The following is a 24,029-nucleotide window of genomic DNA, read 5'->3' as shown; positions in this document are numbered from 1 at the left end:
GACGAGGTCGGTTGCGACCGTCTTTTTGCCAGACCGTTGACGGAAAAATCCGGTGTTCGTAGCGTCGCCGCCATGTCGACGACGACAGGGGTGCACGCACTGGTGCGGCGCACCCACGAGGAGCGGGTCCTCGCCACGCTGCGTGCCGGAGGGGCGCTGAGCCGCGCCGATCTCGCGCGCCGGGTGGGGCTCTCGCGCACCACCCTGTCGGAGATCACGACGCGGCTGCTGCAGCGCGGGGCGCTGGTCGTGGTCGACACCGATGCGGGCACCCGCGTCGGCAGCGGCAGGCCGGCCGAGCGCCTCGCGCTGGACCCGGGGGCCGGGCAGTACCTCGGCGTCGACTTCGGGCACCGCCGGGTCCACGTGGCCGTCGCCGACGCGTCGCACGAGATCGTCGCCTCCGGGGTGCAGCCCTACGACGACGAACCGTGGCCGGCGCGGCTCGACCTGGCGTTCGCGCTGGTGGACCGGCTGACCCGGGAGCACGGGCTGCACCTCGGCGCGCTGCAGGCCGTCGGCATCGGCGTGCCGGGCCCGCACACCGGCGCCCCGGGCGGGTCGCGGGTGGCGTGGAACAGGCACGCGACCCCCGACGGCGTGGAGGAGTCGTTCGCCGAGCGCTTCGGCACTCCCGTGGTGATCGACAACAACACGCGGCTCGCGGCGCTCGCGGAGGCCGTGTCGCTCCCGGACGGGCCGAGCGACCTCGTCTACGTCCGGCTGTCCGACGGCGTGGGCGGCGGCCTCGTGGTGGCGGGACGGCTGGTCCGCGGCGCGCGGGGCTTCTCCGGCGAGCTCGGCCACGTCACGGCCGACCCGGTCGGCGCGCCCTGCCGGTGCGGCAAGCGTGGGTGCCTCGAGACGGTGGCCTCCGTCCCGGCCGTCCTGGCCGCCTGCCGTCGCCGCGGCGCGGCCGTGCGGGACCTCGACGACCTCGCCGCCGCCGTCGAGAAGCGCGACCCTGTCGTCGACGCCGTCCTGCGCGAGGCTGGCACGGCGCTGGGGAGGGTGCTCGGCGCGGCGGCCATGCTGCTGGACCCGGTGGACGTCGTCGTCGGCGGGGAGATCGCGCACGTGGCGCCGGTGATCGTCGAGCAGGCCGCCGCCACCCTGCGCTACGAGCTGTCCTCCGTGCCGACCGAGACGTCCCACGTGGTGAGCGCGAGCCGCCTCGGCGACCGTGGCGGCGCTCTCGGTGCCCTCGCCGCCGTCTTCCATCGTTCGCCCGTGCTCGCCGGGTACCCCGAGCCCTCGGGGGCCGGCCGTTCGTCGTCGAGCCGGGTCTCGAGCCCCACGTCCAGAAGGAGCGCACCGTGACCGTGTCGAGCACGGACCTGAACCGCGGCGACCCGCCACCGGGCGTCGCCACCCCCGCAGCAGAGGCGCCGCCCCGGCGTCCCGGGCGCCGGCGGACGTCGCGCCGGTCGATGCTGCGGCTGCTGAACGCCGTCTCGATCGTGGGCGGGATCGGCATCTGGTGGCTGCTGGCCCTGAGCGGCCTCCAGCTCCCCACCCCGCCGGAGGTGGCGAGCAAGGCCGTCGAGCTGTGGTCGAACGGCACCCTCGGCGAGGACGTGCTCGCGAGCCTGGGCCGGGTCCTGACGGGCTTCCTCCTCGGGTCGCTCGTGGCCGTCCCGGTCGGGTTCCTCATGGGCTGGTACACGGTGGCGCGCGGGCTGCTCGAGCCCTGGATCCAGTTCTTCCGGACGATCCCGCCGCTGGCGCTGCTGCCGCTCGTGCTGGTGCTGATGGGGATCGGCGAGCTGCCCAAGGTGTTCGTCATCTTCCTCGCGGCGTTCCTCGCCTGCGTGATCTCGACCTACCAGGGTGTGGTCGGCGTCGACCGCACCCTGATCAACGCCGCCCGGGTGCTGGGGGCGAAGGACGGCACGATCTTCCTCAAGGTGGTCGTGCCGGCCTCGACCCCGTTCATCCTCGTCGGCATGCGGGTGGGCCTCGGGTCCGCCTGGGCGACGCTCGTCGCCGCCGAGCTGCTGGCCGCGCAGGCCGGGCTCGGGTACCGGATGCAGCAGGCGCAGCTCTACTACGACATCGCGACGATCTTCGTCGGGATCGTCGCCATCGGGATCCTCGGGCTCGTGATGGACCGCCTGCTGCTGCTCGCGGAGACCAGGCTCACCGGATGGCAGGAGCGGCGATGACCACCACGACCCCCAGCACCCACGGCGCGTCTCCGACGTCGACCGCGAAGATCTCCGTCCGCGACGTCCGCAAGACGTTCGCGCTGCGGAACGAGGAGTTCGTCGCGCTCGACGGGGTCTCGCTGGACATCGCGGACAACGAGTTCGTCACGGTGGTCGGGCCCTCCGGGTGCGGCAAGTCCACGCTGATGAACATCCTCGCCGGGCTGGAGGAGCCGACGTCGGGGCACGCGCTCGTCGACGGCGCCGAGGTCTCCGGCCCCGGCCCGGAGCGCGGCGTCATCTTCCAGCAGTACGCCCTGTTCCCGTGGCTCACGGTGCGCAAGAACATCGAGTTCGGGCTCAAGGTCGCGGGGCTCGGCCGGGCGCAGCGGCGCGAGCGCGCCGACCACTTCATCCGCCTCGTCGGCCTCGAGCAGTTCGCGGACGCCCTGCCCAAGATGCTGTCGGGCGGCATGAAGCAGCGGTGTGCGATCGCCCGCGCCTACGCGGTGAACCCGTCGATCCTGCTGATGGACGAGCCGTTCGGAGCCCTCGACGCCCTCACCCGCGTCAACCTCCAGGAACAGCTCCTGGACACGTGGAGCCGCGAGCGGCGCACCGTCATGTTCATCACGCACGACGTCGACGAGGCGGTCTTCCTGGCCCGGCGCGTCGTGGTGATGGCGGCGCGACCGGGACGCATCTACGACGTCGTCGACGTCGACCTGCCGTACCCGCGCACCGAGGACGTGCGCCTCAGCCCCGAGTTCGCCGCGCTGCGCAACCGGGTGTGGCACTCCGTCTACCACCAGGACCCGGCGTCAGCCCGGCCCTGACCTCACCTCCACGCCCCCGAGCTGGCCCCGACCAGAAGGAACCCCCATGCGACTCTTCCGACCCTCCCGACGAGCGGCATCGCTGTCCGTCGTCCTCGCCGCCACGCTCCTCGCCACCGCCGCCTGTTCGGGCGACGACGCCGCGGGCGGCTCCGGCGACGACGTCGTCGAGGTGAACTTCGGCTACATCCCCGACTTCAACGGCACGAGCCTGCTCGCCGTCGCCCAGGACCAGGGGCTGTGGGAGAAGCACGGTGTCGAGGTGGAGGCGACGTCCTTCACCAACGGCCCGCTGCAGATCCAGGCCCTGGGCACCGGCGACCTCGACTTCGGCTACATCGGGCCGGGCGCCTTCTGGCTGCCGGCGTCGGGCCAGGCCAAGATCGTCGCGATGAACACGCTGGGCCAGGCGGACCGGGTGGTCGCCCAGCCCGGCATCGACTCGATCGAGGACCTCGAGGGCAAGAAGGTGGCCATCCCGGAGGGCACCTCCGGGGACATGATCCTCACCCTCGCGCTCCAGGACGCGGGGATGACCAAGGACGACGTCGAGATCGTCCCGATGGAGCCCGCGGCGATCGTCGCCGCCCTGTCCTCGGGCAAGGTCGACGGCGCGGGCTTCTGGTACCCCGCCCTCGCGACCGTGAAGAAGCAGGTCCCCGACCTGGTGGAGCTGGCGGAGAACGGCGACTTCGAGGACACGGTCGCGTTCCCGACGGCGTTCGTCGCGGGCAACGACGTCGTCGCCGACGACGAGGAGAAGGTGGACCGGGTGCTGGCCGCGCTGCGCGACGCCATCGCCTACCGGGCCGACCACATGGACGAGACGATCGAGCTCACCGCGGAGTTCAACGACCTGCCGGTCGCGGACGTGCGGGCGGACGCCGAGAACGTCCAGGTGCTCGACCTGGAGGAGATCGACGGGTACACGCAGGACGGCACGTTCGACACGTGGCTGTCCGGCATGCAGGACTACTTCGTGCAGTCCGGGCAGCTCCCGGAGGCGGTGGAGCCGAGCGAGTTCTACACCGGCGACCTGTTCCTCGGAGCCGGGGAGTGACGCCCGGGGGCCGGACCAACGTCCTGTTCCTCATGACGGACCAGCACCGGGCGGACACGCTCGGCGCGTACGGGAACGCGCTCGCACGCACGCCGGTGCTCGACGCCCTCGCCGCCACGGGCACCCGGTTCGACCGCTGGTACACCCCGACGGCGATCTGCACGCCGGCGCGCGCCAGCCTGCTCACCGGGCAGGCGCCGTTCCGCCACCGGGTGCTGGCGAACCACGAGCGCAACGTGGGGTACCTGGAGGACCTGGCGCCGGGCACCTTCACGTTCGTGGAGGCGCTGCGTGGCGCCGGGTACAACACGGGACTGCTCGGCAAGTGGCACGCGGGCACCACGCGGGACGCGGTCGCGTTCGGCTTCGAGGGGCCGGACCTGCCCGGCTCGGCGTGGCACAACCCGGTGGAGGCGCCGGACTACCTGGCGTACCTGGCCGAGCACGACCTGCCGCCGTACGTGATCAGCGACCGGGTCCGGGGCACGCTGCCCAACGGGGGGCCGGGCAACCTGTTGGCCGCGCGGCTGCACCAGCCGGTCGAGGCGACGTTCGAGCACTACCTCGCCACGCGCACGATCGAGCTGCTGGAGCGGTACGCCGACGACTTCCGGTCCGGGGCGCGCCCGTTCTTCCTGCAGCTGAACTTCTTCGGGCCGCACCTGCCGTACATCCTCCCGGACGAGTACTTCGACCTGGTCGACCCGGCGGACGTCGAGCTGCCACGGTCGATCGCGGAGACCTTCGCGGGCAAGCCGCCGGTGCAGGCGAACTACAGCGCGCACTGGACGTTCGACACCATGCCGATCGAGACCACGCGCAAGCTCATCGCCGTCTACTGGGGCTACGTGGCGCTCATCGACCGCGAGGTCGGCCGGGTCATGGACGCCCTGGAGCGGCTGGGCCTGGTCGACACCACGGCGGTGTTCTTCACGAGCGACCACGGGGAGTTCACGGGCGCGCACCGCCTGCACGACAAGGGCCCGGCCATGTACGAGGACATCTACCGGACGGCCGGGCTGCTGCGTGTGCCCGGCGGGCCGGCGGGGCAGGTGCGCACCGAGTTCGTGTCCCTGCTGGACTGCACGGCCACGATCCTCGAGCTGGCGGGGATGGACCCCGCCCCGGCGGTGGACTCGCGCAGCCTGCTTCCGCTGGCCCGCGGTGAGCGGCCGGCGTGGACGGAGGACATCGTGTGCGAGTTCCACGGCCACCATTTCCCCTACCCGCAGCGGATGCTGCGCACCGACCGGTACAAGCTGGTGGTCAACCCGGACTCCACGAACGAGCTGTACGACCTGGCCACCGACCCGGACGAGCTGAGCAACGTCTGCGCCCACCCCGAGATGGCCCCGGTGCGCGGGGCCATGATGCGGCGGCTGTACGAGGTGCTGCGCGAGCGGGGCGACAACTTCTACCACTGGATGACGACGATGTACGACGTCGGCGAGGTGGACCACGACCCCACGCAGTCCGGCCTGGACGAGACGACGTACGCGGGCGAGGCGACGGCGTGAGGCGCCCGAACGTCGTCATGATCCTCACCGACGACCACGCGGCCCACGCGATCGGCGCGTACGGGTCGGTCGTGAACACGACGCCGCGGATCGACGAGATCGGGGCCTCGGGGCGCCGTCTCGACCGGTGCTACGCGACCAACGCGCTGTGCTCGCCGAGCCGTGCGTCGATCCTCACGGGGACGTACTCCCACGTCAACGGCGTGACGACGCTGTCGACGCCGGTCGACGCGGGCCAGCCGACGTTCGTCTCGCAGCTGCGGGAGGCGGGCTACCGCACGGCCGTCGTCGGCAAGTGGCACATGGGCGACGGGGCGGGCCACGACCCGCAGGGCTTCGACTACTGGGACGTGCTGATCGACCAGGGGGAGTACGTCGACCCGACGTTCCGGTCGGCCGAGGGGCTGCGCACCGAGCCGGGGTACGCCACCGACGTCATCACCGACCTCGCGCTGCGCTGGGTGGACTCCCTCGAGGGCGACGACCCGTGGTGCCTGCTCCTCTGGCACAAGGCGCCGCACCGGCCCTGGGAGCCCGACGCGAAGCACGCCGGCCTGTACGCCGAGCCGATCCCGGTGCCGGAGACGTTCACGGACGACTACGCCACCCGGACGTCGTCGGCCCGGCGGGCCGCGATGCGGGTCGCCGACCACCTCACGACGACGGACCTCAAGGTCGACCCGCCGGCCGGGCTCTCCTACGACGAGCTGGCGCTGTGGAAGTACCAGCGCTACATGGAGGACTACCTGCGCTGCGTCGCGTCGGTCGACGACAACGTCGGCCGGGTGACGGACCGGTTGCGCGAGCGCGGCGAGCTCGACGACACGCTCCTGCTGTACTCGTCCGACCAGGGGTTCTTCCTCGGGGACCACGGCTGGTTCGACAAGCGGTTCATGTACGAGGAGTCGATCCGCATGCCGCTGCTCGTGTCGTACCCGCGCCGGCTGCCCGCGGGAGGCGGCTTCGACGGCATCGTCACGAACGTCGACCTCGCCCGCACCCTCCTCGACGCGGCCGGCGTCGACGCGCACCCGCGGATGCAGGGCCGCTCGTTCTGGGGGGACCTGGGCGGCGGGCGGGCTCCGGGCCGCCGCTCGGAGCCGACGCCGCCCGCGCGCGGCTTCTACTACCGGTACTGGGAGCACGACGACGCCCACCACCGCGCGCCCGCGCACTACGGGTACCGGGACGACCGGTACAAGCTCGTCTACTACTACAACGACGGGCTCGGCCTGCCCGGCACGGGGCCGGCCACCTACCCGGGGGAGTGGGAGCTCTTCGACACCGAGCTGGACCCCGACGAGCTGCGCAACGTGGCCGACGCCCCCGCCTACGCCGAGGTCCGGGCCCGGCTCGAGGTGGAGCTGTGGCACGCGCAGGCCGCCGTCGACGACGCCCCCCACCCCGGCCAGCCCGTCCCCGCGGGCGTGGCGCGCACCCAGCGCCGCACCGCCCCTGTCATGACCGACGACGAAGGAGCGAGAGCATGAAACGACGCGAGTTCATGGGAGCGGCGGCCGCAGGAACGCTGTCGGCCGTGGTGCTGGGCGGTGGGGCGGCGGCCGCGGCGCCGGCCGCCGGGCCCGCGGCCGGTGCCGGTGCACCCGGTGGGCCGTTCCCGCCCGCCTGGCCGGACCCCGAGCCCTACGGCGCCGCCGACGGCCGCCCGGAGCTGGGGCTGCGCGACGACAACTCGTTCGTCCTCGACCTCGAGCTGCGGCCCCAGGACGCCGAGCTGGGCCGGGTCTGGATGCGGGACACGTACGTCAACCGGTTCGAGGTGGACGGGCGCTCCGTCTACGTGGCGACCGGGACCACGAGGGCCGCCGGGCGGCCCAACGCCGCACCGTGGAACGACGGCCTGTACCTCTGGACGGCGCCCGCTCTCGAGGGCCCGTGGACCCTGGTCGACACCACGGGCCTGCGGCCCGACCAGACGAAGGGCAAGGTCTGGTCACCCGAGTTCGTGGGCGAGAACGCGCCCGGGCGCACCGTCGTCGCGCCCTGGCAGGAGTACTGGACCGACGACGGCCGGTTCGGCAAGCGTGGCAACGTGTGGGCACCCGAGGTGCACCGGTTCCGCGACACCTGGTACATCGTCGCCTGCATGGGCGACCACTCGACGAAGGTCGGGTCGTTCCTCCTGGTGAGCGAGGGCGGCATCGAGGGCCCGTACCGGCTGGCGCAGGGCAACGTGGCCAAGCCGTTCGGTGAGTCGTTCGTGGGCGGACCGGGCTGGATCGCGCCCGGTGCCTACCACCACATCGACGGCAGCATGTTCGTCGAGGACGACGCCGCGTGGCTCGTGCTGCACAACGACCTCTACGCCCGCTTCACCGACGACATGGAGGACATCACCACCCCGACGGACCTGCCGGAGTTCGTCCAGACGCCGTACGAGCCCGAGCCGTACCTCGAGGGCGCGTACGTGCAGAAGTACCGGGGTCGCTACTACCTCATGCACGCCGTGTGGGCGTGCCGCACCGGGACCGAGGACGACCCTGCCTGGTCGTACCTGGCGGGCAGCGGGCCCAAGGACCAGTACGACGCCGTCGTCGCCGTCGCGGACCGGTTCGAGGGGCCGTACTCCGAGCGGTACACCGCCGGTGTCGGGGCCGGCCACAACAACATGTTCGTCGACGAGCGCGGCGATGTCTGGGCCACGTTCTTCCGCAACCCGGCCAACGGGCACTGGGCGGACCCGTCGCGCATCGCTGACGGCGCGGTGCCCGGCGTCGTCCGCCTGGAATGGACCGGCCCGCACTCGCGCCGGCTGAACGCCGCCCGACCCCGGCGGTGAACCAGGTGGTCGGGCGTGCCGACCGCGGCCGCGACCGCCGTCGGGGCCGCGCCGGCGGTCCGGGCACATGGGCCGTCACGATTGGGCGACGGCGCGCGGGCGCCGCTAGCGTGCCCGGGTGACCCCGACCCGGTCGCGGGCGACGACGCTCGCGTGCTCCCTGTTCCTGCTCGTCCTGGTGGCACTCGCCGCCCGGTCGGTGCAGCCGCCGTCGCCGCTGCCCGCGGACGCCGCCGCGGACCAGTTCAGCGCCGAGCGTGCCTTCGCGACCGTCGAGGCGATCGGGGACGACGTCCACCCGCACGGCACTCCCGAGGCGGCGGCGGTGCGGGACGCGATCGTGGCCGACCTCGCGGGGCTCGGCCTCGACCCGGAGGTCACCGAGGGGGTCGGCATGTCCGGGCGCCTGGGCGACCAGAGCCGGGTGGCGGCCACCAGGAACGTCGTCGCCACCATCCCGGGCACCGGCTCGACCGGTCCCGTCTTCCTCGTCGCGCACTACGACTCCGCCGAGGTGTCGCACGGCGCCAACGACGACGGCGCGGGCGTCGCGACACTGCTGGAGACCGCCCGCGCCGTCCTCGCGGGCGAGCCGCTGCGCAACGACCTCGTGCTCGTCTTCACCGACGCGGAGGAAGCCTGCCTCTGCGGTGCCGAGGCGTTCGCGCACGCCGACCCGCGCGCGGCCGACGGCGGCGTCGTGGTCAATGTCGAGGCCCGGGGCTCGTCCGGCCCGGCGATCATGTTCGAGACCTCCGACGGCAACGCCGACCTCGTCGACGCCTACGCCCACGTGCCCTATCCCGTGGGCACCTCGATGGCGGTGGAGGTCTACCGGATCCTGCCGAACGACACGGACCTCTCGCCGTTCCTCGACGACCCGGACGGCCGGTTCACCGGCCTCAACGCGGCGTACATCGACGGCTCGGCCACCTATCACGCGCCCGAGGACACCCCGGACCGGATGTCGCGGGCGAGCCTGCAGCACCACGGTGCGAACATGCTGGCCCTGGCGCGCGAGCTGGGGGACGGCGACGCGGCGGCGCTCGCCACGCCGTCCGCGGGAGACGCCACCTACTTCCCGCTGCCGGGCGGCGTGCTCGCGCGCTACCCGGGGTGGCTCGTGCTGCCGCTGGCCGTGGCCGCGGCGGTGGCCGTCGGCGCGCTCGCCGTCGTCCTCGCCCGCCGGCGGGAGGTGCGCGGCGAGCGCACCACCGCCGGGACGCTCGTGCTCGGTTTCGTGTCCGCCCTCCTGCCGCTCGTGGGTGCCGTCGCCGGCTCGATCGCGCTGTGGTGGGTGATGGGTCTCGTGCGCCCCGGCTACGCCGAGATGCTCGACCCGTGGCGACCGTGGGCCTTCCGCGTCGCGCTGCTCGGTGTCGTCGCGACGGTGTGGACCGCGTGGTTCGTCGGGCTGCGCCGGTCGCTCGGCGGGCCGGCGCTCGCGGTCGGGGCGCTGGGCTGGCTCGCCGTCCTCGGGGTCGTGCTGGCCGCGGCTACCCCCGGCGGCTCGTACCTCGCGGCGCTCCCGGCGCTCGCGGGCGCCGTCGCGGGGCTCGTCGCGCTGACCCGGGCACGCGGGCTGGTCGGGCGCCGGGTCGCCGCGACGCTCGGGGCCGCGGTGGGGGTGGTCGTCCTCGTGCCCGTCGTACTGCTGTTCTTCCCGGCCCTCGGCCTGGCGACGGGCGCCGCCCCCGCGGTCGTCGCCGCGCTGCTGGGCCTGGCGCTCACGCCCGCCCTCGCGGTCCTGTGGCCGCGCGGCCGGCGCCGCGCGCTCGGCCTGGTGGGCGGGTGCGCGGCCGTGGGCGTCGTCGCGCTCGTCGTGGGCTTCGTCGCCGACCCGTTCGACGCCGAGCACCCCGAGCCCACCCGGCTCGCGTACGCGCTCGACGCCGACACCGGGTCGGCCCACTGGGTCTCCGACGAGGGCACCCCGAGCGACTGGACGGCCCAGTTCGTCGACACCGAGACCGACCTGTCGGAGCCCTTCCCGATGTTCGACCACGAGGTGCACGCCGGAGACGCCGCGGCGGCCGACCTGCCCGCTCCCGTGGTGGACGTGCTGGACACCGAGCCGGCAGGGAACGCCCGCGTCCTCACGCTGCGCGTGACCCCGGGCGACGGCGCCCCGGTCGGCACCGCCGGCGCCCTGAGGTACGTGCAGCTCAACGCCTCGGGCGTGGAGGGTGCCCAGGTCGCCGGGCGGACGGTCCCGGTCGACGGCGGCGTGCTCGACACCCGCTTCTACGCCCCGGGCGAGGACGGGTTCGAGGTCACGCTGACCGTGCCCGCCGGGCAGCCCCTGGACCTGCGGGTCGTCGCCGCCGGGGGAGGGCTGGAGGGCCTGCCCGGGTTCGTCGGGCGACCCGCCGGCGTCGGGGTGGCCGGGTCGCACACCTCCGAGCTGGTGCTGGTCGGGACGTCCGTCTCGCTGTGACCCCCGGGCGTCAGCCGGCCGTGCCGCCCTCCGGCCCGGGGCGATCGACGTCGTCGGCCAGCACGCGGGGCGCCTGGATGCAGTAGGAGTCGGTGAGCAGCTCGGCCATCTCCTCCCAGTCCGTGCCGTCGTCGAGGACCACGCCCACGACGTCGCCGCCCCAGCCGGCGCGGAAGTACGGGTGACCGAGGTGCTCGAAGGCCCGGACCTCCTGCGGCTCCGCGCGGAACGTCACCCGGAAGAGCTGGTCCTCGCCCCCGAAGACGTGCGCCACCGTGGCCTTGCGCACGCGCCACCGGACGCCGGTCCACGCCGCCTCCTCGCGGCACTCCGGGAAGGTGAGCAGGGGCCGCAGACGCTCGACGAGCGTGGGCGGGACGTCGGGGCGGTCGGGCATCTCCCGAATCTCGCACGGGGCACCGACAGGCCAGGACGCCAGGTCGGTGCCAGGCGGGTGCCAGGTGGGTGCCAGGTGGGTGCCAGGTCGGCACCGACGGACCGTAGACGGGCGTCCTCCGTGGTGGCACGATCGGCGCATGGCCAACGGTGACCACGCCCCTGCCCGCGAACCCGACGACCTCGGACGGCTGTTCGTCGAACGAGTGAACGACGGCGACCTCGACGGGCTCGTCGCGCTGTACGAGCCCGACGCGATCTTCGCGTTCCCTCCCGGGGAGCAGCAGGTCGGCCGGGACGCGATCAGGGCCGCACTCGCTCCGGTCCTCGCCGCGCGCCCGCGGCTCGCCCCCGGGGTGGCGGCGCCCGCGCTGGTGCAGGGCGACCTGGCGCTGACGTCCACCCGGCTGGAGTCGGGGGCCGTGACGGCCGAGGTCGCCCGCCGGCAGCCCGACGGGACCTGGCTGTGGGTGCTCGACCAGCCCGCCATCGCCTGACGGTCCGGCCGGCGGCCGTGCTCAGCCGAGGCGGGCGCTGAGCACCAGCTCCTCGCCGACGTCGAGACGCACGTCCGCGAGCCGGATACCCGGCGGCAGGGCGGCGGCCAGGTCGACGCGGCGGTTCGCCGCGGCCTCGACGCGGCCCCGGACGGCACCGAGCATCGCGGCGACGAGCGGGTTGCCGCTGGAGATGCGCACGTCCCCGACGGTCAGCACCATCGCCGCGTCGACCGACGCCGACGCGGTGGCGGAGACGCCCGCGGACAGGAACCCCTTGCGGATCTTCGCCTCGATCCGCAGGCCGGCCGCGCGGGGGCCGTGCGAGTCGAGGTGCACGTCCAGGTCGCTCAGCGTGATGCCCTGGGACTGCAGCGAGACGGCCAGCAGGCCGTGCACGGTCGCGACGAGACCGGCGCGGGAGACCGCCACGCGGGCGTGACCGGTCACCGGGTGGGCGTCGTCGGGCTCGACCGGCTCGAACCCGACCTGGCCGTCCGCGCCCTCGACCCACGCGAACCGCAGCCCCTCGGCCTCGGCGGTGACGTCCACGGGCAGGTCCACGGCCGTGAGCGGGTGGGCCTCCATGCGCAGCCGCCGCACCGTGCCCTCCTCGCGCGCGGTGATCGCGCCGGGCTGCCAGGCGACGCCGGGCGACTTGTGCTGCGCGCCGAACGCGACCCCCGTGAGGTCCGCCTCGAGTGCCGTGACGTCCGCGCCGTCCAGCACCACGGCAAGACCCGCCCGGTCCAGCCCCGTCACGCCCGGGCCGGCCGCCCGGGTCGCGAGTGCGCGAAGCCGGGAGGCGAGGTCCTCGCCCGTGGCGGGTCGCGGGGCAGGGCCGAGCGGCAGGGGGAGCGCTGAGGTCATGCGGTGAGCCTAGTAGGCGGCAGTCAGGTGAGCCGTCGTGGAAAGCTCGACGAGGGTCCGGTTGCGCCAGTCGTCGTCGTGGGCGAGGTGCGTGATGGCGCCCGGCGACGTGGCGAAGGTGGCGAAGCCGGCCGCCTCGACGGGGACGCGCAGCCAGGTCGTGACGACGAACGTGTGCGCGAACCCGTGCGTCACCACCACGTGGTCGTGGTCCGCGTCCGCCATGAGGCCCGTGACGCAGGCACCGACGCGCTCCGCCACCTCGCGGCGCGTCTCGGCCCCGGGTACCGGGCCGCGGTGATCGAGCCGATCGTCGTCGGGGGCGTGGACCCGCCGTGCGGCGAGCCACGAGTTCGGCCGCCCCTCGGCGTCGCCGAAGCTGATCTCACGCAGTCGCCCGTCGCGCTCGGCCGGGACCCCCACGGCCTGGGCGATGATGTCCGCAGCCTCCGCGGCCCTGGCGAGGTCGGAGGTCGTGACGCGCACCGGACGGCCGGGGTCCGGTCGGGCGTCCAGCCGCCGTCCGAGCTCCGCGGCCACCCGGTGTGCGTCGGTGCGGCCGCGGTCCGTGAGGTGCGAGTCGTACCACCCGCCCACGAGGTCGGCGGCGGTGTGCTCCGCGTGCGGGTGCGCGACGACGAACAGGTGGTGGCGGCTCATGCCACCATCTTGCCCGCGGCCGCGGGCGGCCGTCAGTGTGCGAGCCCCAGGAGGTCGCCGTCGACGGCACCGGCCGCCATCTGCCCGGCCGCCATCGCCGCGGTCACGGAGGCCAGCGGCATCGGGAAGTCGGCGGTGTGGGCCAGGTCCCCGGCGGCGAGGACGCCGGGCATGCTCGTGCGGCCCGTCGGGTCCACCGCCACGCAGCCCGACTTCCGCAGCTCCAGGCCCAGCTGTGCGGCGAACGGCGCGGCCTGGTGGAGGGTCGGCGCCACCATGACGCCGCCGAGCTCCTCGGCGGCGCCGCCCGCCAGCACGGCCCGCGCGCCGGGGTGGCCGCCAGGGAGCGCCAGCGGCTCGAGCCGTTCCACCTTCTCCGGTCGGATCGCGACGCCGCGGGCGTCGAGGGCCGCGCGGACCTCCGGGTCGACCTCGGCGCCGTCGGCGAGCACCACGACCCGGCTCGCGATCCGCTCCATCAGGCCGGCGACACGGGGGGAGTGCGGGCCGGCGCCGAGGATCGCCACGGGGGTGCCGGAGTACTCGTGCCCGTGGCAGTACGGGCAGTGCGCCGCGACCGTCCCGAACAGCTCCGCCAGCCCGGGTGTGCCGGGCAGCTCGTCGCGCACACCGGTGGCGAGCAGCAGGCGCCGGGCGGTGACGTCGCCGTCCTCCGTCCGCACGACGAACCCGTCGGCCGGCGCGGCGGGGTCGAGCGGGGCGACGTCGAGGGCGGTGGTGCGGCGCAGCTCGACCGTGTCGTACGCGGCCAGGGTGCGGTGCGCGGCGGCGCGGAACTCGGCGGGTGCCACGCCGTCGAAGCCGAGCACGTTGTGCATCGCGTCGGTGGGGTCGTTGCGGTAGCGGCCCGAGTCCAGCACGACGACGTCGCGGTGGGTGCGGCCCAGGGCGAGGGCGGCGGCGAGACCGGCCGGGCCGGCGCCGAGGACGACGGCGTCGTGCATGGCGTCGTCGTGCGGGGCGGTGCGGAGGTCGTTCATGGGGGCTCCTTCTGGGGTCGGCCGAGCGGTGCGGTTGCGTCGTGACCCCAGGGTGTGACTTCATGTCAACATGAAGTCAAGCGAGGTCGTGCCGGGCGACGGGTCGGCGCCCGTCTGGAGCGTCGGAGAGCTGGCGGAGCGCTTCGGCCTGGAGACGCACGTGCTGCGCTACTGGGAGGAGGTCGGCCTGCTCGCCCCCGCACGCGACGGCGCGGGCCGCCGCCGCTACGGGCCCGACGACGTGGTGCGCGTCGCCACGATCCTCAGCTCCAAGGTCGCGGGCATGAGCCTCGAGCAGATCCAGGTGCTGCTCGACGCCGGGTCCACGGGGCGCGGCGCGCGGGACCGGCACGAGGTGCTCACCGCGCACCTGGCCGAGCTCGACCGCCGGCAGGAGGAGATCGACCGTTCCCGGCACATGACGGAGCACGCCCTGTCGTGCCGGGCGCACGACATCGCCACCTGCCCGAGGTTCCGCGAGCACGTGCAGGACCTGGTCGACGGCAGCCGGTCGTGGCGCGACGTGCACCCGGAGCGACTCGTCCCGGTCGGGGAGAGGGCATGAGCCCCGCGGCCACCGGGCGACCAGGTCTGCGTGCCCTCGGCGTCGTCGTCGGCGCTCTGCCCACGGGCCGGGACAACGCGATCACCGACGTCGCGGGCGTGCGCGTCGGGCATACCACCCTGCACGAGGGCGAACGCCTCCACACCGGCGTCACCGCCGTCGTGCCGGACGCGCTGGGTGCCGGGCCGGGGCAGCGGCGCTCTCTGCCGTGCGGGCTGTTCGTGGGCAACGGGTACGGCAAGCTCGTGGGCGCGACACAGCTGGAGCAGCTCGGCGCGATCGAGACGCCGGTCCTGCTCACCTCCACGCTCTCCGCCTTCCGCGCCGCCGACGCGCTCGTCACGCACGTGCTCGCGTGGCCCGGCTACGAGGACGTGCGCACCCTCAACCCGGTCGTGGGGGAGACGAACGACGGGTACCTGTCGGACATCCGCTCCCGCCCGATCACGGAGACGCACGTGCTCGCAGCGCTCGACGGCGCGACGTCCGGGCCGGTGGCCCAGGGCTGCGTCGGCGCCGGTGCGGGGACGTCGGCGCTCGGCTACAAGGGCGGGATCGGGTCGTCGTCGCGGCGGGTCGACGTGGCGGGGACCACGCGCACCGTGGGCGCGCTGGTGCAGTCGAACTTCTCCGGCACGCTCACCGTGCGGGGGGTTCCGCTGCCCGCGGTGGATCTGCTCGGCACGGAGTCGATCTCTTCGGCCGGCCCCCGTGCCGACCAGATCGACGCGGTGCCGAAGGGATCCGGCCCGGCGGAGGGCAACTCCTGCATGATCGTCGTCGCCACGGACGCCCCGCTCGACGCCCGGCGGCTCGAACGGGTGGCGCGCCGCGCGGTCTTCGCGATGGGCCGCGTCGGCTCCGACTTCGCGCACGTCAGCGGCGACTACGGCCTCGCGTTCACGACGGCGGGCCACGACGAGGCGCTCGTGCCGGACGACGCGCTGGACCCGTTGTTCGGGGCCACGACGGACGCCGTCGAGGAGGCGCTGCTCGCGTCGGTCTTCACCGCCACGACGACGGTCGGCCACCGGGGCACCCGGTACGGGCTGCCGCACGAGCGCGCCGTCCGGCGGCTCCGGGAGGCCGGGGTGCTGGCCGGCTCGTGACCGTCAGCCCTGCTTCGCCGCCTTCGCCGCCGCCTTCTGCGCCTTCTTGAACGCGCGCACCTCGACGAGCGACTCGGCGCTCGTGACGTCGGCGATCGACCGGCGGGAGCCCTCGTCGCCGTAGTGCCCCGCGGCCTCCTGCCAGCCGGCCGGCCGGATCCCGCGCTGCTTGCCCAGCAGGGCGAGGAAGATCTTGGCCTTCTGCTCGCCGAAGCCCGGCAGTGCGCGCAGGCGGGCCAGCACCTCGGCGCCGGTGGCCGGACCCTCCGCGCCGGGTGCCGTCCAGAGCTTCGCGACGTCGCCGTCGTAGTCGTCCACGATCGCCCGGGCCAGCGCCTGCACGCGGCCCGCCATCGACCGCCCGTACCGGTGGATCGCCGGGGGAGTGGTGGCGAGGGTGACGAACTCGTCCGGGTCGGCGTCCGCCACCGCGTGCGGGTCGATGCTGCCGAGCCGGTCGCGGATCTTGCGGGGCCCCGCGAACGCGTGCTCCATCGGGTACTGCTGGTCGAGCAGCATGCCCACGAGCAGGGCGAACATGTCGTCGCTCAGCAGCGCGTCCGTCTCGGGGTCGCCGGTGATCCAGAGCTGTGCCGTCATGGGTTTCATCCTGTCACGCTGCGAGCTCGGTCATCCGGTACGAGATCGGTCGACATCCCTACCGATCTCGTACCGGATGACCGAACTCACGGAGCGGTTCAGGCGTCGCGACGCCGGACGGCGACGGCGGCCGCCGCGAGGACCGCGACGGCGTACCCGGCCAGCACGGCGAACCCGGCGCCCGGCGACAGGAGGCCGTCCGGCGTGGGGCCGGTGGCGATGACGCGCTCGCCGGCCACGGTCGGCAGGTAGGAGTACACGTCCTGGGCCCAGTCGGCCGACCCCGCGAGCACCTGGAAGATCAGCGGCAGCACGAGCAGCACACCCACGGCGGTGGCGATCCCCGCCGCCGTGCTCCGCCACAGGGCACCGATCCCGAGCGAGAATGCCGCGACCGCGACGAGATAGGCCACGGTGCCGCCCAGCGCGCGCAGCTGCTCGCCGGCGGACAGGTCCACGGCGAGCCCGTCGGCGGACAGGGAGGACGCCGTGGCGAGCCATGCGGCGGCCAGGCCGACCACCGCCAGGACCGCCGTCGTCGCCGCGACGACGAGGAGCTTGGCGGCCAGCACGGGCAGCCGTCGCGGGACGGCCGCGAAGGTCGCCCGGATCATGCCCGTCGAGTGCTCGCCGGTGATGGTCAGGACGGCGAGCACCGCCACGGTCAGCTGCGCGAACCCGTACCCGAAGGTCACGGCCGTGGTGCCGCTCGGGGCGGCGAGGCGCGGGTCGGCGCTCATCGTCTGCTGCATGTCGGGCGACGTCGCGGCCGAACCCAGGGCCGACGCCATCAGCACGGCCAGCCCGGCCATGAGCACGACCGTGAGGACGACGCCCCACCAGGTCGAGCGCAGCGACCACAGCTTCAGCCACTCCGAGCGCAGCACGTGGGCGAAGGTCACCCGGGTTCCTGCGGACGCCGCCCGCTCGTCCCGGTCGACGTCGAGGGAGGTGGTGGCGCTCATCGCTGGTCTCCTGTGCGTGTCGTGCCGGCCGTCGCCAGCGGGCCGGAGGGGTCGTCGGTGCGGTACTCGACGGCGTCGGACGTGAGCTCCAGGTAGGCGTCCTCGAGGGTCGAGGCCACCGGGGTCAGCTCGTGCAGGGCGACCCCGGCGGTGAGCGCGATCTCGCCGATCGCGGCGGCGTCGAGGCCGGTGACCTCGAGCGTCCCCTCGTGCGCGACGTCGGGCACGGCGACCGCGCCGCCCGCGCGCTCCACGGCGGTGCGCAGCGCGGACGGGACAGCGGTGCGCACCGTGACCGCGCGCCGCGACGCGGCCTCGACGACGTCCCGCACGGGCGCGTCGGCGAGGATGCGGCCGCGCCCGATGACGATGACGTGGTCGGCGGTGAGCGCCAGCTCGCTCATGAGGTGGCTGGACAGGAAGACGGTGCGGCCCTCGGCCGCGAGGCTCCGCGCGAGCCGCCGCACCCACAGCACACCCTCGGGGTCGAGGCCGTTGACGGGCTCGTCGAGGATGAGGGTGCGCGGGTCGCCCAGCAGGGCTGACGCGATGCCGAGCCGCTGGCCCATGCCGAGCGAGAACCCGCCGACCCGCTTGCGGGCCACCGAGGCCAGGCCGGTCAGGTCGATCACCTCGTCGACGCGCCGGTCGGGGATGCCGTGCGTGGCGGCCAGCGCGCGCAGGTGCGCCCGCGCCGTGCGGCCCGGATGGACGGCGCGCGCCTCGAGCAGCGCTCCCACCTCGGTGAGGGGGGAGCTGTGCCGCGCGTACGGGCGGCCGTTGACGGTGACCGAGCCCGCGGAGGGCCGGTCGAGCCCCATGATCATGCGCATGGTGGTGGACTTGCCCGCCCCGTTGGGGCCGAGGAAGCCGGTGACGACGCCGGGCCGCACCGTGAAGGTGACGCGGTCGACGGCGGCCTTGTTCCCGTAGCTCTTGGACAGACCCTGTGCCTCGATCATGCCGTCGAACGTACGGTGCGTGACCGGCGTCACAGCACAGGGAGGCCCCTGAAAGGGACCCTGGACGCGTCGCGATCGCCCGGGGGGTCCCCTGACGCCGCACCCCGGCCGGGCGGGCGGCCCACCGTGCCCGGGCCTCCGCGATCAGGACCGGTGCGTCAGGCGCGCCCCGGGCCGCCCGCCGGCCAGCGGCTGAGCCGACCGACGAGGAACTGCTCGATGCCGATCAGGCCCGTCGCCGTGCCGGCGAGGCCGCCGAGCATCCCGCGGGCCTCGTCGGCGTCCACGACGCGCAGCTGGTCCGCCCGATAGTCGACCCCCTTACGAGTGAGGCGGTACGAGCCGGCGGCGCGCACGTTGCGGCACCAGTCGACGTCCGGCCCCCAGGGCAACGGCGTGAGGACGAGGACGTCGCGGTACTCGCCGATCTCCACGGGGTCGCCGGACCGGGCGACCCGGGTGTCGATCGGCGCCCGGGCCGCGAACGCGACCACGGGGGTGTGGTACTCGCGGCCGCTCGTGCGACCGACGTGGTGCAGCGTGGCCCACGGCGGTACGCGCGAGCTCACCTTGAGGGCGTACGGGTTGAAGCGCCTCGTCGCCCTGGCGACGACGGGAGGAACGGGCATGGGCCCATCCTGCTGCGCTTGCGCCGCTCCCGCTGGTTGGATGGGCTCATGGACCTCTGGGACGTGCTCCTCGTGCTGACCGCCCTGGTCACCGGCCTGGCGGGCGGGGTGTTCGCGGCGTTCTCGACCTTCGTCGTCGCGGGCCTGCGCCGGCTCGACCCCGCCGACGCGGCCGCGGCCATGGCGGCGATCAACACCGACGCCGTCCGCCCGCCCTTCATGGCGCTCTTCGGCGCGGCCCTGGTGGTCCCGGTCGCCACCGCGCTGGTGGGTCTCGTCGCCGGGCACGACGGCGCATGGCTGGTCGTCGCGAGCGCGGTCGTCGTGGTCGTGGGCATGCTGGGGGTGACGGCGGGCGGCAACGTGCCGCTGAACAACGCCCTCATGGTGCACCGCGACGCCGCCGGATGGGTCGCGTTCGACCGGCCCTGGAGCCGGCTCAACCACGTGCGGACCATCGCCTGCGCGGTGTCGTGCGCGCTCGCGGGCGTGGCGCTGGCGATGGCGTGACCGCACGAACGGATCGGACGACGAGGGGGAACGCATGAGGATCAGGGACCCGCGGGACTGGAACAGGCCGATCGAGGTGCCGGTTGGACGAGGCATGAGCACGCCAGAGGCCACCGAGACCACCGCCGGCGTCGAGGCCACGATCGACCGCGTCCTCGACGAGACCACCACCTGGGCCGTCGTCGGCCTGTCCACGAACACCGAGCGCGCGGCGTACGGCGTCGCCGGGGTCCTGCAGCGCGCGGGCAAGCGGATCGTGCCCGTGCACCCGAGCGCCGAGACGGTGCACGGTGAGCAGGGCTACGCGAGCCTCGCCGACATCCCGTTCCCGGTCGACGTGGTCGACGTGTTCGTCCGCTCCGAGCTCGCCGGGGCCGTCGCCGACGAGGCGATCGCGATCGGCGCGAAGGCGGTGTGGTTCCAGCTCGGCGTCATCGACGAGGAGGCCGCCGCCCGGGTGCTGGCCGCCGGCCTCGACATGGTCATGGACCGCTGCCCGGCGATCGAGCTCGGCCGGCGGTAGCGGTCATCCCCGGGAGAACGTCAGCACCGGGCGACCCGTGCGCGGGTGGGTGAGCACCTCCGTGCGCACGCCGTAGACCGGGTCGAGGACGTCGGGCACGAGGACGTCGCGCACGTCGCCCGCCGCCACGACGCGGCCGTCCGCGAGCAGCACCACGTGGTCGCAGTGCTGGGCGGCGAGCTGCAGGTCGTGCAGCGCCGCCAGCACGGTGACGCCGCGGTCGGCGAGCTCGCGCAGCACGCGCAGCGCGTCGAGCTGGGCGGCGATGTCGAGATGGTTGGTCGGCTCGTCCAGCAGGATCAGGGCGGGCTCCTGCGCCAGCGCCCGGGCCATGTGCACGCGCTGGCGCTCGCCGCCGGAGAGGGTCGTGACCTCGCGGTCCGCCAGGTGGCCCGCACCGACCACGTCGAGGGCCCGCCGGGCGGCGGTGCGGTCGTCCGCCGAGTCGCCGGCCAGCAGCGACCGGTGCGGGATGCGCCCGAGCAGGACGGCGTCCAGCACGGTGACCGGCAGGTCGGTGGACGCCTCCTGCTCGACGAACGCGAGCGTCCGCGCGCGACGGCGGCGCGGCAGCGCGAGCAGGTCGTCCCCGGCGAACACCACCCGGGCCGCGTCCCCACCCGACGCACCGGCCCCCGACGGCGGCTGGACCCCCGCGAGCACGCGCAGCAGCGTCGACTTGCCCGACCCGTTGGGGCCCAGGAGGCCGCTGACCGCGCCCGCCGGGGCGGTGACGTCCACGCCGTCGAGGATGAGGCGGCCTGCCGTCGCCCAGGAGACGCGGGCCGCGTCGAGGCCGTCGGCCGCCCTCGCCACGCCCGGGGCGTCGTCGGCGCGGGCGACGCCGCGGGACCTCGTGCGGGCGTCCGTGCGGGCCTCGGTGGTCATGCGAGCCTCCGTCCGCGCCACAGCAGCAGGGCGAACACCGGCGCGCCGATCGCCGCCGTGACGATGCCGACGGGGACCTCGCGCGGCGCGAACACCGTGCGGGCCAGGGTGTCCGCCCAGACGAGGAACGACGCCCCGCACAGCGCGGACAACGGCAGCAGCAGCCGGTGCCGCGCGCCCGTCAGCAGCCGTACGGCGTGCGGCAGGATCAGCCCGACGAAACCGATCGACCCGCTCTGGGAGACCAGGGCGCCGGTGAGCAGCGCGACGCCCACCAGGAGCAGCCACCGCACCCGCGCGACGGGCACGCCGAGCGTGGCAGCGGCGGTGTCGCCGAAGGTGAACGCGTCGAGGATCGAGCCGGTCGAGGCGAGCAGGGTGCCCAGCACCAGCACGGCGACGCCCGTGATCGCGACCGACGTCCACGTCGCCCCGGCCACCGACCCCATGAGCCACGACAGGATCTCGCGGTACGAGTCGCCGGTCGCGGACCAGAAGATGACGAAGCTCGTCGCCGCCGCGGCGAGCTGGCTCACGGCGAGCCCCGCGAGCACGGTGCGGGTCGGGGTGATCGTGCCGATCGCCCCGGCCAGCGCGAGAGCGGCGGCGAGCGCCGCGACGGCACCGCCGAACGCCGCGACCGGCAGCAGCACCGTGAGCCCGGCGACGAGCACCAGCACGGCGCCCAGCGACGCCCCGGACGACAGGCCCAGCAGGTAGGGGTCCGCGAGCGGGTTGCGCGTGAGGGACTGCATGACGACGCCGCACACCGCGAGCCCGGCACCGACCGCCGCGGCGGTCAGCACGCGCGGCAGCCGCAGCTCCCAGACCATCCCGTCGGGCAGCGCGTCGAGCGGCTCGAGGCCGAGCACGCCGCCGAGCCCGACGTGCGTCGCGATCGAGCGCCACACGTCCGCGACGGAGAGGTCGGCCGGCCCGACGGTCACCGTGACCAGGACGGTCGCGACCAGCACCACGACCGACGCCGGCAGCCACCAGGCGGCGCCGCGGCGCGCGCGAGGCGTCGCGGACGGCGGCGCGGGGGCGCTCGTCGTGGCGGTCTCGACCTGCCGGGTCGTCGTCACCGTCCGAGCCCCTCCAGCCCGTCGAGCTGTGCGGCGAGGTCGACGACGGCGTCGACGTTGCGCACGCCCGCCTCCGTCGCCGGGAACGGCACGGTGAGGTAGCGGCCCTCCTGCACGGCGGACATGCGCGCCGTGGCGGGGTTGGACTCCAGCCGCTCGATCTTCTGCTCGGCGCTGTTCCACGTGGCGTCGACCAGGACGATGACGTCCGGGTCGGCGTCGATCGCCTGCTCCCACGAGAACGACGTCCACGTGTCGTGCACGTCGCCGGCGACGTTCTCCAGCCCGACGGCGTCCATGATCATCTGCGGCGCGCCGATGCCGGCCCCGACGTACGGGATGTCGTCGCCCGAGGAGTACCAGAGCGCGGTGAGGCCTCGGTCGTCGGGGGTGACCGACGCGAGCGCGTCCTGCTGCGTCGCGACCAGGTCGTCGGCGGCCTCGGCGGCGTCGAAGACCTCGCCCACCTCGTCGATCTCGGCGAAGACGTCGTCGAAGGTCAGCGGGTCGGGCATGTACTCGGGGGCCTTGCAGGCGGCGGGGGAGACGTAGGTCGCGACGCCGAGCTTCGCCAGCGTCTCGCGGTCGCCCGCGCCGTCAGCGGTGAGGTTGGACTCCCAGCCGGCGTAGACGAGGTCGGGCTCGAGGCCGAGCACGGCCTCCGCGCCGGGCACCTGCTCGGCCATGGGCTCGGCGACGGCGGGCACGTCGGCGGCGGTCTCGGCCAGCGAGTCGGGGACGGGCCCGTCGAGGAACGCCGAGCCGACGATGCGGTCGCCGAGGCCGAGCGCGAGCAGCATCTCCGTGGTGCTCGACTTGATCGTCACGACGCGCTGCGGCGCGGCGTCGACGGTGGTCTCGACGCCGCAGTTGTCGAGCGTGAGGGGGTAGGCGGTGCCGTCCGAGGACCCGCCGGACGAGGCGGCCGCCGACGGCGCGGCGTCGGCGGGGTCCTGGGCGCAGCCCGCGAGGGCGACGAAGGACAGGGCGAGCAGGGCGGCGCCGGGCACGGTGGCGCGAGGGAGGCGGGGCACGGGAAAGCTCCAGAGGTGTCGTGTCTGTGTCGTCGTCCGACGGCGCGCCATCTCGCGCCGGTGGAACCGCGGCCCACAGTCCGGGTCGCGCCGACGGGCCAGAGTCGTGCCCGTGATCCGCCGTCGAGCCTAGTACGCGCCGCCGACCACGTGTGCTTGCCTGGCGCCCGTGACGATCCCGCTCGGTACCTCACCCGCCGACGCCGCCCTCGGTGCATCCCCGCACGACCCCCGGGCGGTGCGCTGGGGCGCGCTGCCGAACGCCCGCGACCTCGGCGGGCTGTCCACCGCCGACGGCGGTCGCACCCGCGCAGGGCGATTCTTCCGCACGTCGCGGCTCGACACGGCGGGGCCCGACGGGCTCACCGCGATGGCCGCTGCCGGGGTCCGCACCGTCGTCGACCTGCGCAACGCGGCCGAGATCGAGCCGCTGGAGCTGCCGCCGTCGGTGACGCGGCACCACCACCCCGTCGAGGACCCGGACGACGCGGAGTTCATGGCCGCCTGGGCGCCGCACCTCGACACCCCGCGCTACTACGCGACCGTGCTGGAGCGGTGGCCCGACCTCGTCGCCGACGTCTTCTGCACGTTCGCCGCCGCGCCCGAGGGCGCCGTCGTCTACCACTGCGCGGGCGGGCGCGACCGGACCGGCATGATCACCGCCCTCCTCCTGACCCTGGTGGACGTGCCGCGCGACGCGATCGTCGCCGACTACCTGCTGGCCGTGCGCACCAACAACGAGCGCGGCGCCACGGAGCCCGGCTGGGACGAGCCGCACCGTGGCCCCGACGAGCTCGCCGCGTGGTGCGACGACGTCGCCGCCGCCCTGGAGGACTTCCTCGACGGCGTGGATCCGGCGCGCTACCTGCGCGCGCACGGCGTGACGGACGCGGAGCTCGACCGCGTCCGTCAGCGCCTCCTCGACGCGGGATGACGTC

At 74.5% G+C, this 24,029-nt stretch carries 25 protein-coding genes; 14 read left to right on the top strand and 11 right to left on the bottom strand.

All coding sequences use genetic code 11. From position 1 onward, the window contains the following. The first annotated feature begins 72 nt into the window (after positions 1-72). From ACH436_RS16335 to ACH436_RS16300, 8 genes are all read left to right on the top strand, one after another. Positions 73-1,320: an ROK family transcriptional regulator gene (locus ACH436_RS16335; RefSeq protein WP_430561252.1), complete on the top strand. Its 1,248-nt coding sequence runs from the start codon at positions 73-75 to the stop codon at positions 1,318-1,320. After that, positions 1,317-2,165, top strand: a complete 849-nt coding sequence (locus ACH436_RS16330; protein ID WP_430561251.1) for an ABC transporter permease — start codon at positions 1,317-1,319, stop codon at positions 2,163-2,165. The genes ACH436_RS16335 and ACH436_RS16330 overlap by 4 nt, the downstream gene beginning before the upstream one ends. Then, the gene (locus tag ACH436_RS16325) at positions 2,162-2,983 is read left to right on the top strand and encodes an ABC transporter ATP-binding protein (RefSeq protein ID WP_430561250.1); all 822 of its coding nucleotides are present in this window, start codon (positions 2,162-2,164) and stop codon (positions 2,981-2,983) included. Before ACH436_RS16330 ends, ACH436_RS16325 begins: the two co-directional genes overlap by 4 nt. Before the next feature lie 46 nt (positions 2,984-3,029). Beyond that, positions 3,030-4,043 (top strand): aliphatic sulfonate ABC transporter substrate-binding protein, encoded by a 1,014-nt coding sequence (locus ACH436_RS16320; protein WP_430561249.1) that lies wholly within the window; start codon positions 3,030-3,032, stop codon positions 4,041-4,043. Then, a complete protein-coding gene (locus ACH436_RS16315) occupies positions 4,040-5,560 on the top strand; it encodes a sulfatase-like hydrolase/transferase (RefSeq protein WP_430561248.1) in 1,521 nt (506 codons plus the stop codon). Before ACH436_RS16320 ends, ACH436_RS16315 begins: the two co-directional genes overlap by 4 nt. Then, positions 5,557-7,050 (top strand): sulfatase, encoded by a 1,494-nt coding sequence (locus ACH436_RS16310; protein ID WP_430561247.1) that lies wholly within the window; start codon positions 5,557-5,559, stop codon positions 7,048-7,050. Before ACH436_RS16315 ends, ACH436_RS16310 begins: the two co-directional genes overlap by 4 nt. Further along, complete coding sequence (locus tag ACH436_RS16305) at positions 7,047-8,360, top strand: family 43 glycosylhydrolase (protein WP_430561246.1); 1,314 nt, start codon at positions 7,047-7,049, stop codon at positions 8,358-8,360. The genes ACH436_RS16310 and ACH436_RS16305 overlap by 4 nt, the downstream gene beginning before the upstream one ends. A gap of 118 nt (positions 8,361-8,478) precedes the next feature. Continuing rightward, complete coding sequence (locus ACH436_RS16300; protein WP_430561245.1) at positions 8,479-10,797, top strand: M28 family peptidase; 2,319 nt, start codon at positions 8,479-8,481, stop codon at positions 10,795-10,797. Positions 10,798-10,807: 10 nt separating this feature from the next. Here ACH436_RS16300 and ACH436_RS16295 read toward each other — a convergent pair whose 3' ends face one another. Continuing rightward, entirely contained in the window at positions 10,808-11,194 is a 387-nt protein-coding gene (locus tag ACH436_RS16295; RefSeq protein ID WP_430561244.1) for an MmcQ/YjbR family DNA-binding protein, read from the bottom strand. A 139-nt stretch (positions 11,195-11,333) separates the two neighbouring features. Here ACH436_RS16295 and ACH436_RS16290 point away from each other — a divergent pair, with 139 nt between their 5' ends. Beyond that, positions 11,334-11,690 carry a YybH family protein gene (locus ACH436_RS16290; RefSeq protein WP_430561243.1) on the top strand — a complete coding sequence of 119 codons (357 nt, stop codon included), beginning with the start codon at positions 11,334-11,336 and terminating at the stop codon, positions 11,688-11,690. Positions 11,691-11,711: 21 nt separating this feature from the next. Here ACH436_RS16290 and ACH436_RS16285 read toward each other — a convergent pair whose 3' ends face one another. From ACH436_RS16285 to ACH436_RS16275, 3 genes are read right to left on the bottom strand one after another with little or no spacing between them, the layout of a single operon-like run. After that, positions 11,712-12,560: a hypothetical protein gene (locus ACH436_RS16285; RefSeq protein ID WP_430561242.1), complete on the bottom strand. Its 849-nt coding sequence runs from the start codon at positions 12,558-12,560 to the stop codon at positions 11,712-11,714. 9 nt (positions 12,561-12,569) lie between these two features. Next, positions 12,570-13,220, bottom strand: coding sequence for a histidine phosphatase family protein (locus tag ACH436_RS16280; protein WP_430561241.1), 651 nt, complete (start codon positions 13,218-13,220; stop codon positions 12,570-12,572). Between the two features lie 32 nt (positions 13,221-13,252). Continuing rightward, a complete protein-coding gene (locus ACH436_RS16275) occupies positions 13,253-14,221 on the bottom strand; it encodes an NAD(P)/FAD-dependent oxidoreductase (RefSeq protein ID WP_430561240.1) in 969 nt (322 codons plus the stop codon). Positions 14,222-14,291: 70 nt separating this feature from the next. Here ACH436_RS16275 and ACH436_RS16270 point away from each other — a divergent pair, with 70 nt between their 5' ends. Both ACH436_RS16270 and ACH436_RS16265 read left to right on the top strand, forming a co-directional pair. After that, positions 14,292-14,786: a MerR family transcriptional regulator gene (locus ACH436_RS16270; RefSeq protein WP_430561239.1), complete on the top strand. Its 495-nt coding sequence runs from the start codon at positions 14,292-14,294 to the stop codon at positions 14,784-14,786. Beyond that, a complete protein-coding gene (locus ACH436_RS16265) occupies positions 14,783-15,895 on the top strand; it encodes a P1 family peptidase (protein ID WP_430561238.1) in 1,113 nt (370 codons plus the stop codon). Before ACH436_RS16270 ends, ACH436_RS16265 begins: the two co-directional genes overlap by 4 nt. A 3-nt stretch (positions 15,896-15,898) precedes the next feature. Here the strand turns inward: ACH436_RS16265 and ACH436_RS16260 are convergent, their stop codons facing one another. The 4 genes from ACH436_RS16260 to ACH436_RS16245 all read right to left on the bottom strand — a co-directional run bounded on the left by ACH436_RS16260 (position 15,899) and on the right by ACH436_RS16245 (position 19,051). Then, positions 15,899-16,495 (bottom strand): HhH-GPD-type base excision DNA repair protein, encoded by a 597-nt coding sequence (locus tag ACH436_RS16260; RefSeq protein WP_430561237.1) that lies wholly within the window; start codon positions 16,493-16,495, stop codon positions 15,899-15,901. Positions 16,496-16,593: 98 nt separating this feature from the next. Beyond that, on the bottom strand, positions 16,594-17,460 hold the full coding sequence (locus ACH436_RS16255) for an ABC transporter permease subunit (protein WP_430561236.1): 867 nt from the start codon (positions 17,458-17,460) through the stop codon (positions 16,594-16,596). Continuing rightward, positions 17,457-18,422 carry an ATP-binding cassette domain-containing protein gene (locus ACH436_RS16250; RefSeq protein WP_430561235.1) on the bottom strand — a complete coding sequence of 322 codons (966 nt, stop codon included), beginning with the start codon at positions 18,420-18,422 and terminating at the stop codon, positions 17,457-17,459. Before ACH436_RS16250 ends, ACH436_RS16255 begins: the two co-directional genes overlap by 4 nt. A gap of 158 nt (positions 18,423-18,580) precedes the next feature. After that, a complete protein-coding gene (locus tag ACH436_RS16245) occupies positions 18,581-19,051 on the bottom strand; it encodes a hypothetical protein (protein ID WP_430561234.1) in 471 nt (156 codons plus the stop codon). A 48-nt stretch (positions 19,052-19,099) separates the two neighbouring features. Between ACH436_RS16245 and ACH436_RS16240 the strand changes: the two genes are divergently transcribed. Then, complete coding sequence (locus ACH436_RS16240) at positions 19,100-19,561, top strand: DUF1772 domain-containing protein (RefSeq protein WP_430561233.1); 462 nt, start codon at positions 19,100-19,102, stop codon at positions 19,559-19,561. Positions 19,562-19,655: 94 nt separating this feature from the next. Continuing rightward, positions 19,656-20,084 (top strand): CoA-binding protein, encoded by a 429-nt coding sequence (locus ACH436_RS16235; protein WP_430561232.1) that lies wholly within the window; start codon positions 19,656-19,658, stop codon positions 20,082-20,084. 3 nt (positions 20,085-20,087) lie between these two features. On the opposite strand, the gene ACH436_RS16230 is transcribed toward ACH436_RS16235, so the two are convergent. The 3 genes from ACH436_RS16230 to ACH436_RS16220 are packed head-to-tail and all read right to left on the bottom strand — an operon-like array spanning position 20,088 to position 23,091. Beyond that, positions 20,088-20,972: an ATP-binding cassette domain-containing protein gene (locus ACH436_RS16230; protein ID WP_430561231.1), complete on the bottom strand. Its 885-nt coding sequence runs from the start codon at positions 20,970-20,972 to the stop codon at positions 20,088-20,090. After that, entirely contained in the window at positions 20,969-22,057 is a 1,089-nt protein-coding gene (locus ACH436_RS16225) for a putative F420-0 ABC transporter permease subunit (protein ID WP_430561230.1), read from the bottom strand. The genes ACH436_RS16230 and ACH436_RS16225 overlap by 4 nt, the downstream gene beginning before the upstream one ends. Continuing rightward, positions 22,054-23,091, bottom strand: coding sequence for a putative F420-0 ABC transporter substrate-binding protein (locus tag ACH436_RS16220; RefSeq protein ID WP_430561229.1), 1,038 nt, complete (start codon positions 23,089-23,091; stop codon positions 22,054-22,056). The genes ACH436_RS16225 and ACH436_RS16220 overlap by 4 nt, the downstream gene beginning before the upstream one ends. A 169-nt stretch (positions 23,092-23,260) precedes the next feature. Here ACH436_RS16220 and ACH436_RS16215 point away from each other — a divergent pair, with 169 nt between their 5' ends. After that, a complete protein-coding gene (locus tag ACH436_RS16215; RefSeq protein ID WP_430561228.1) occupies positions 23,261-24,025 on the top strand; it encodes a tyrosine-protein phosphatase in 765 nt (254 codons plus the stop codon). The last annotated feature ends 4 nt before the right edge of the window (positions 24,026-24,029 follow it).

This window comes from Isoptericola sp. NPDC019693 (assembly GCF_044389085.1).
Classification (GTDB): Bacteria; Actinomycetota; Actinomycetes; order Actinomycetales; family Cellulomonadaceae; genus Isoptericola.
This window is presented reverse-complemented; position numbering and strand designations above follow the sequence as displayed.

What these genes read in the sequence shown, in the direction of transcription:
- ACH436_RS16335 (WP_430561252.1), top strand. Translation starts at nt 73, where the DNA reads ATGTCGACGACGACAGGGGTGCACGCACTGGTGCGGCGCACCCACGAG.
- ACH436_RS16325 (WP_430561250.1), top strand. Translation starts at nt 2,162, where the DNA reads ATGACCACCACGACCCCCAGCACCCACGGCGCGTCTCCGACGTCGACC.
- ACH436_RS16320 (WP_430561249.1), top strand. Translation starts at nt 3,030, where the DNA reads ATGCGACTCTTCCGACCCTCCCGACGAGCGGCATCGCTGTCCGTCGTC.
- ACH436_RS16305 (WP_430561246.1), top strand. Translation starts at nt 7,047, where the DNA reads ATGAAACGACGCGAGTTCATGGGAGCGGCGGCCGCAGGAACGCTGTCG.
- ACH436_RS16295 (WP_430561244.1), bottom strand. Translation starts at nt 11,194, where the DNA reads ATGCCCGACCGCCCCGACGTCCCGCCCACGCTCGTCGAGCGTCTGCGG.
- ACH436_RS16290 (WP_430561243.1), top strand. Translation starts at nt 11,334, where the DNA reads ATGGCCAACGGTGACCACGCCCCTGCCCGCGAACCCGACGACCTCGGA.
- ACH436_RS16285 (WP_430561242.1), bottom strand. Translation starts at nt 12,560, where the DNA reads ATGACCTCAGCGCTCCCCCTGCCGCTCGGCCCTGCCCCGCGACCCGCC.
- ACH436_RS16280 (WP_430561241.1), bottom strand. Translation starts at nt 13,220, where the DNA reads ATGAGCCGCCACCACCTGTTCGTCGTCGCGCACCCGCACGCGGAGCAC.
- ACH436_RS16275 (WP_430561240.1), bottom strand. Translation starts at nt 14,221, where the DNA reads ATGAACGACCTCCGCACCGCCCCGCACGACGACGCCATGCACGACGCC.
- ACH436_RS16270 (WP_430561239.1), top strand. Translation starts at nt 14,292, where the DNA reads ATGAAGTCAAGCGAGGTCGTGCCGGGCGACGGGTCGGCGCCCGTCTGG.
- ACH436_RS16265 (WP_430561238.1), top strand. Translation starts at nt 14,783, where the DNA reads ATGAGCCCCGCGGCCACCGGGCGACCAGGTCTGCGTGCCCTCGGCGTC.
- ACH436_RS16260 (WP_430561237.1), bottom strand. Translation starts at nt 16,495, where the DNA reads ATGACGGCACAGCTCTGGATCACCGGCGACCCCGAGACGGACGCGCTG.
- ACH436_RS16255 (WP_430561236.1), bottom strand. Translation starts at nt 17,460, where the DNA reads ATGAGCGCCACCACCTCCCTCGACGTCGACCGGGACGAGCGGGCGGCG.
- ACH436_RS16250 (WP_430561235.1), bottom strand. Translation starts at nt 18,422, where the DNA reads ATGATCGAGGCACAGGGTCTGTCCAAGAGCTACGGGAACAAGGCCGCC.
- ACH436_RS16245 (WP_430561234.1), bottom strand. Translation starts at nt 19,051, where the DNA reads ATGCCCGTTCCTCCCGTCGTCGCCAGGGCGACGAGGCGCTTCAACCCG.
- ACH436_RS16240 (WP_430561233.1), top strand. Translation starts at nt 19,100, where the DNA reads ATGGACCTCTGGGACGTGCTCCTCGTGCTGACCGCCCTGGTCACCGGC.
- ACH436_RS16235 (WP_430561232.1), top strand. Translation starts at nt 19,656, where the DNA reads ATGAGCACGCCAGAGGCCACCGAGACCACCGCCGGCGTCGAGGCCACG.
- ACH436_RS16230 (WP_430561231.1), bottom strand. Translation starts at nt 20,972, where the DNA reads ATGACCACCGAGGCCCGCACGGACGCCCGCACGAGGTCCCGCGGCGTC.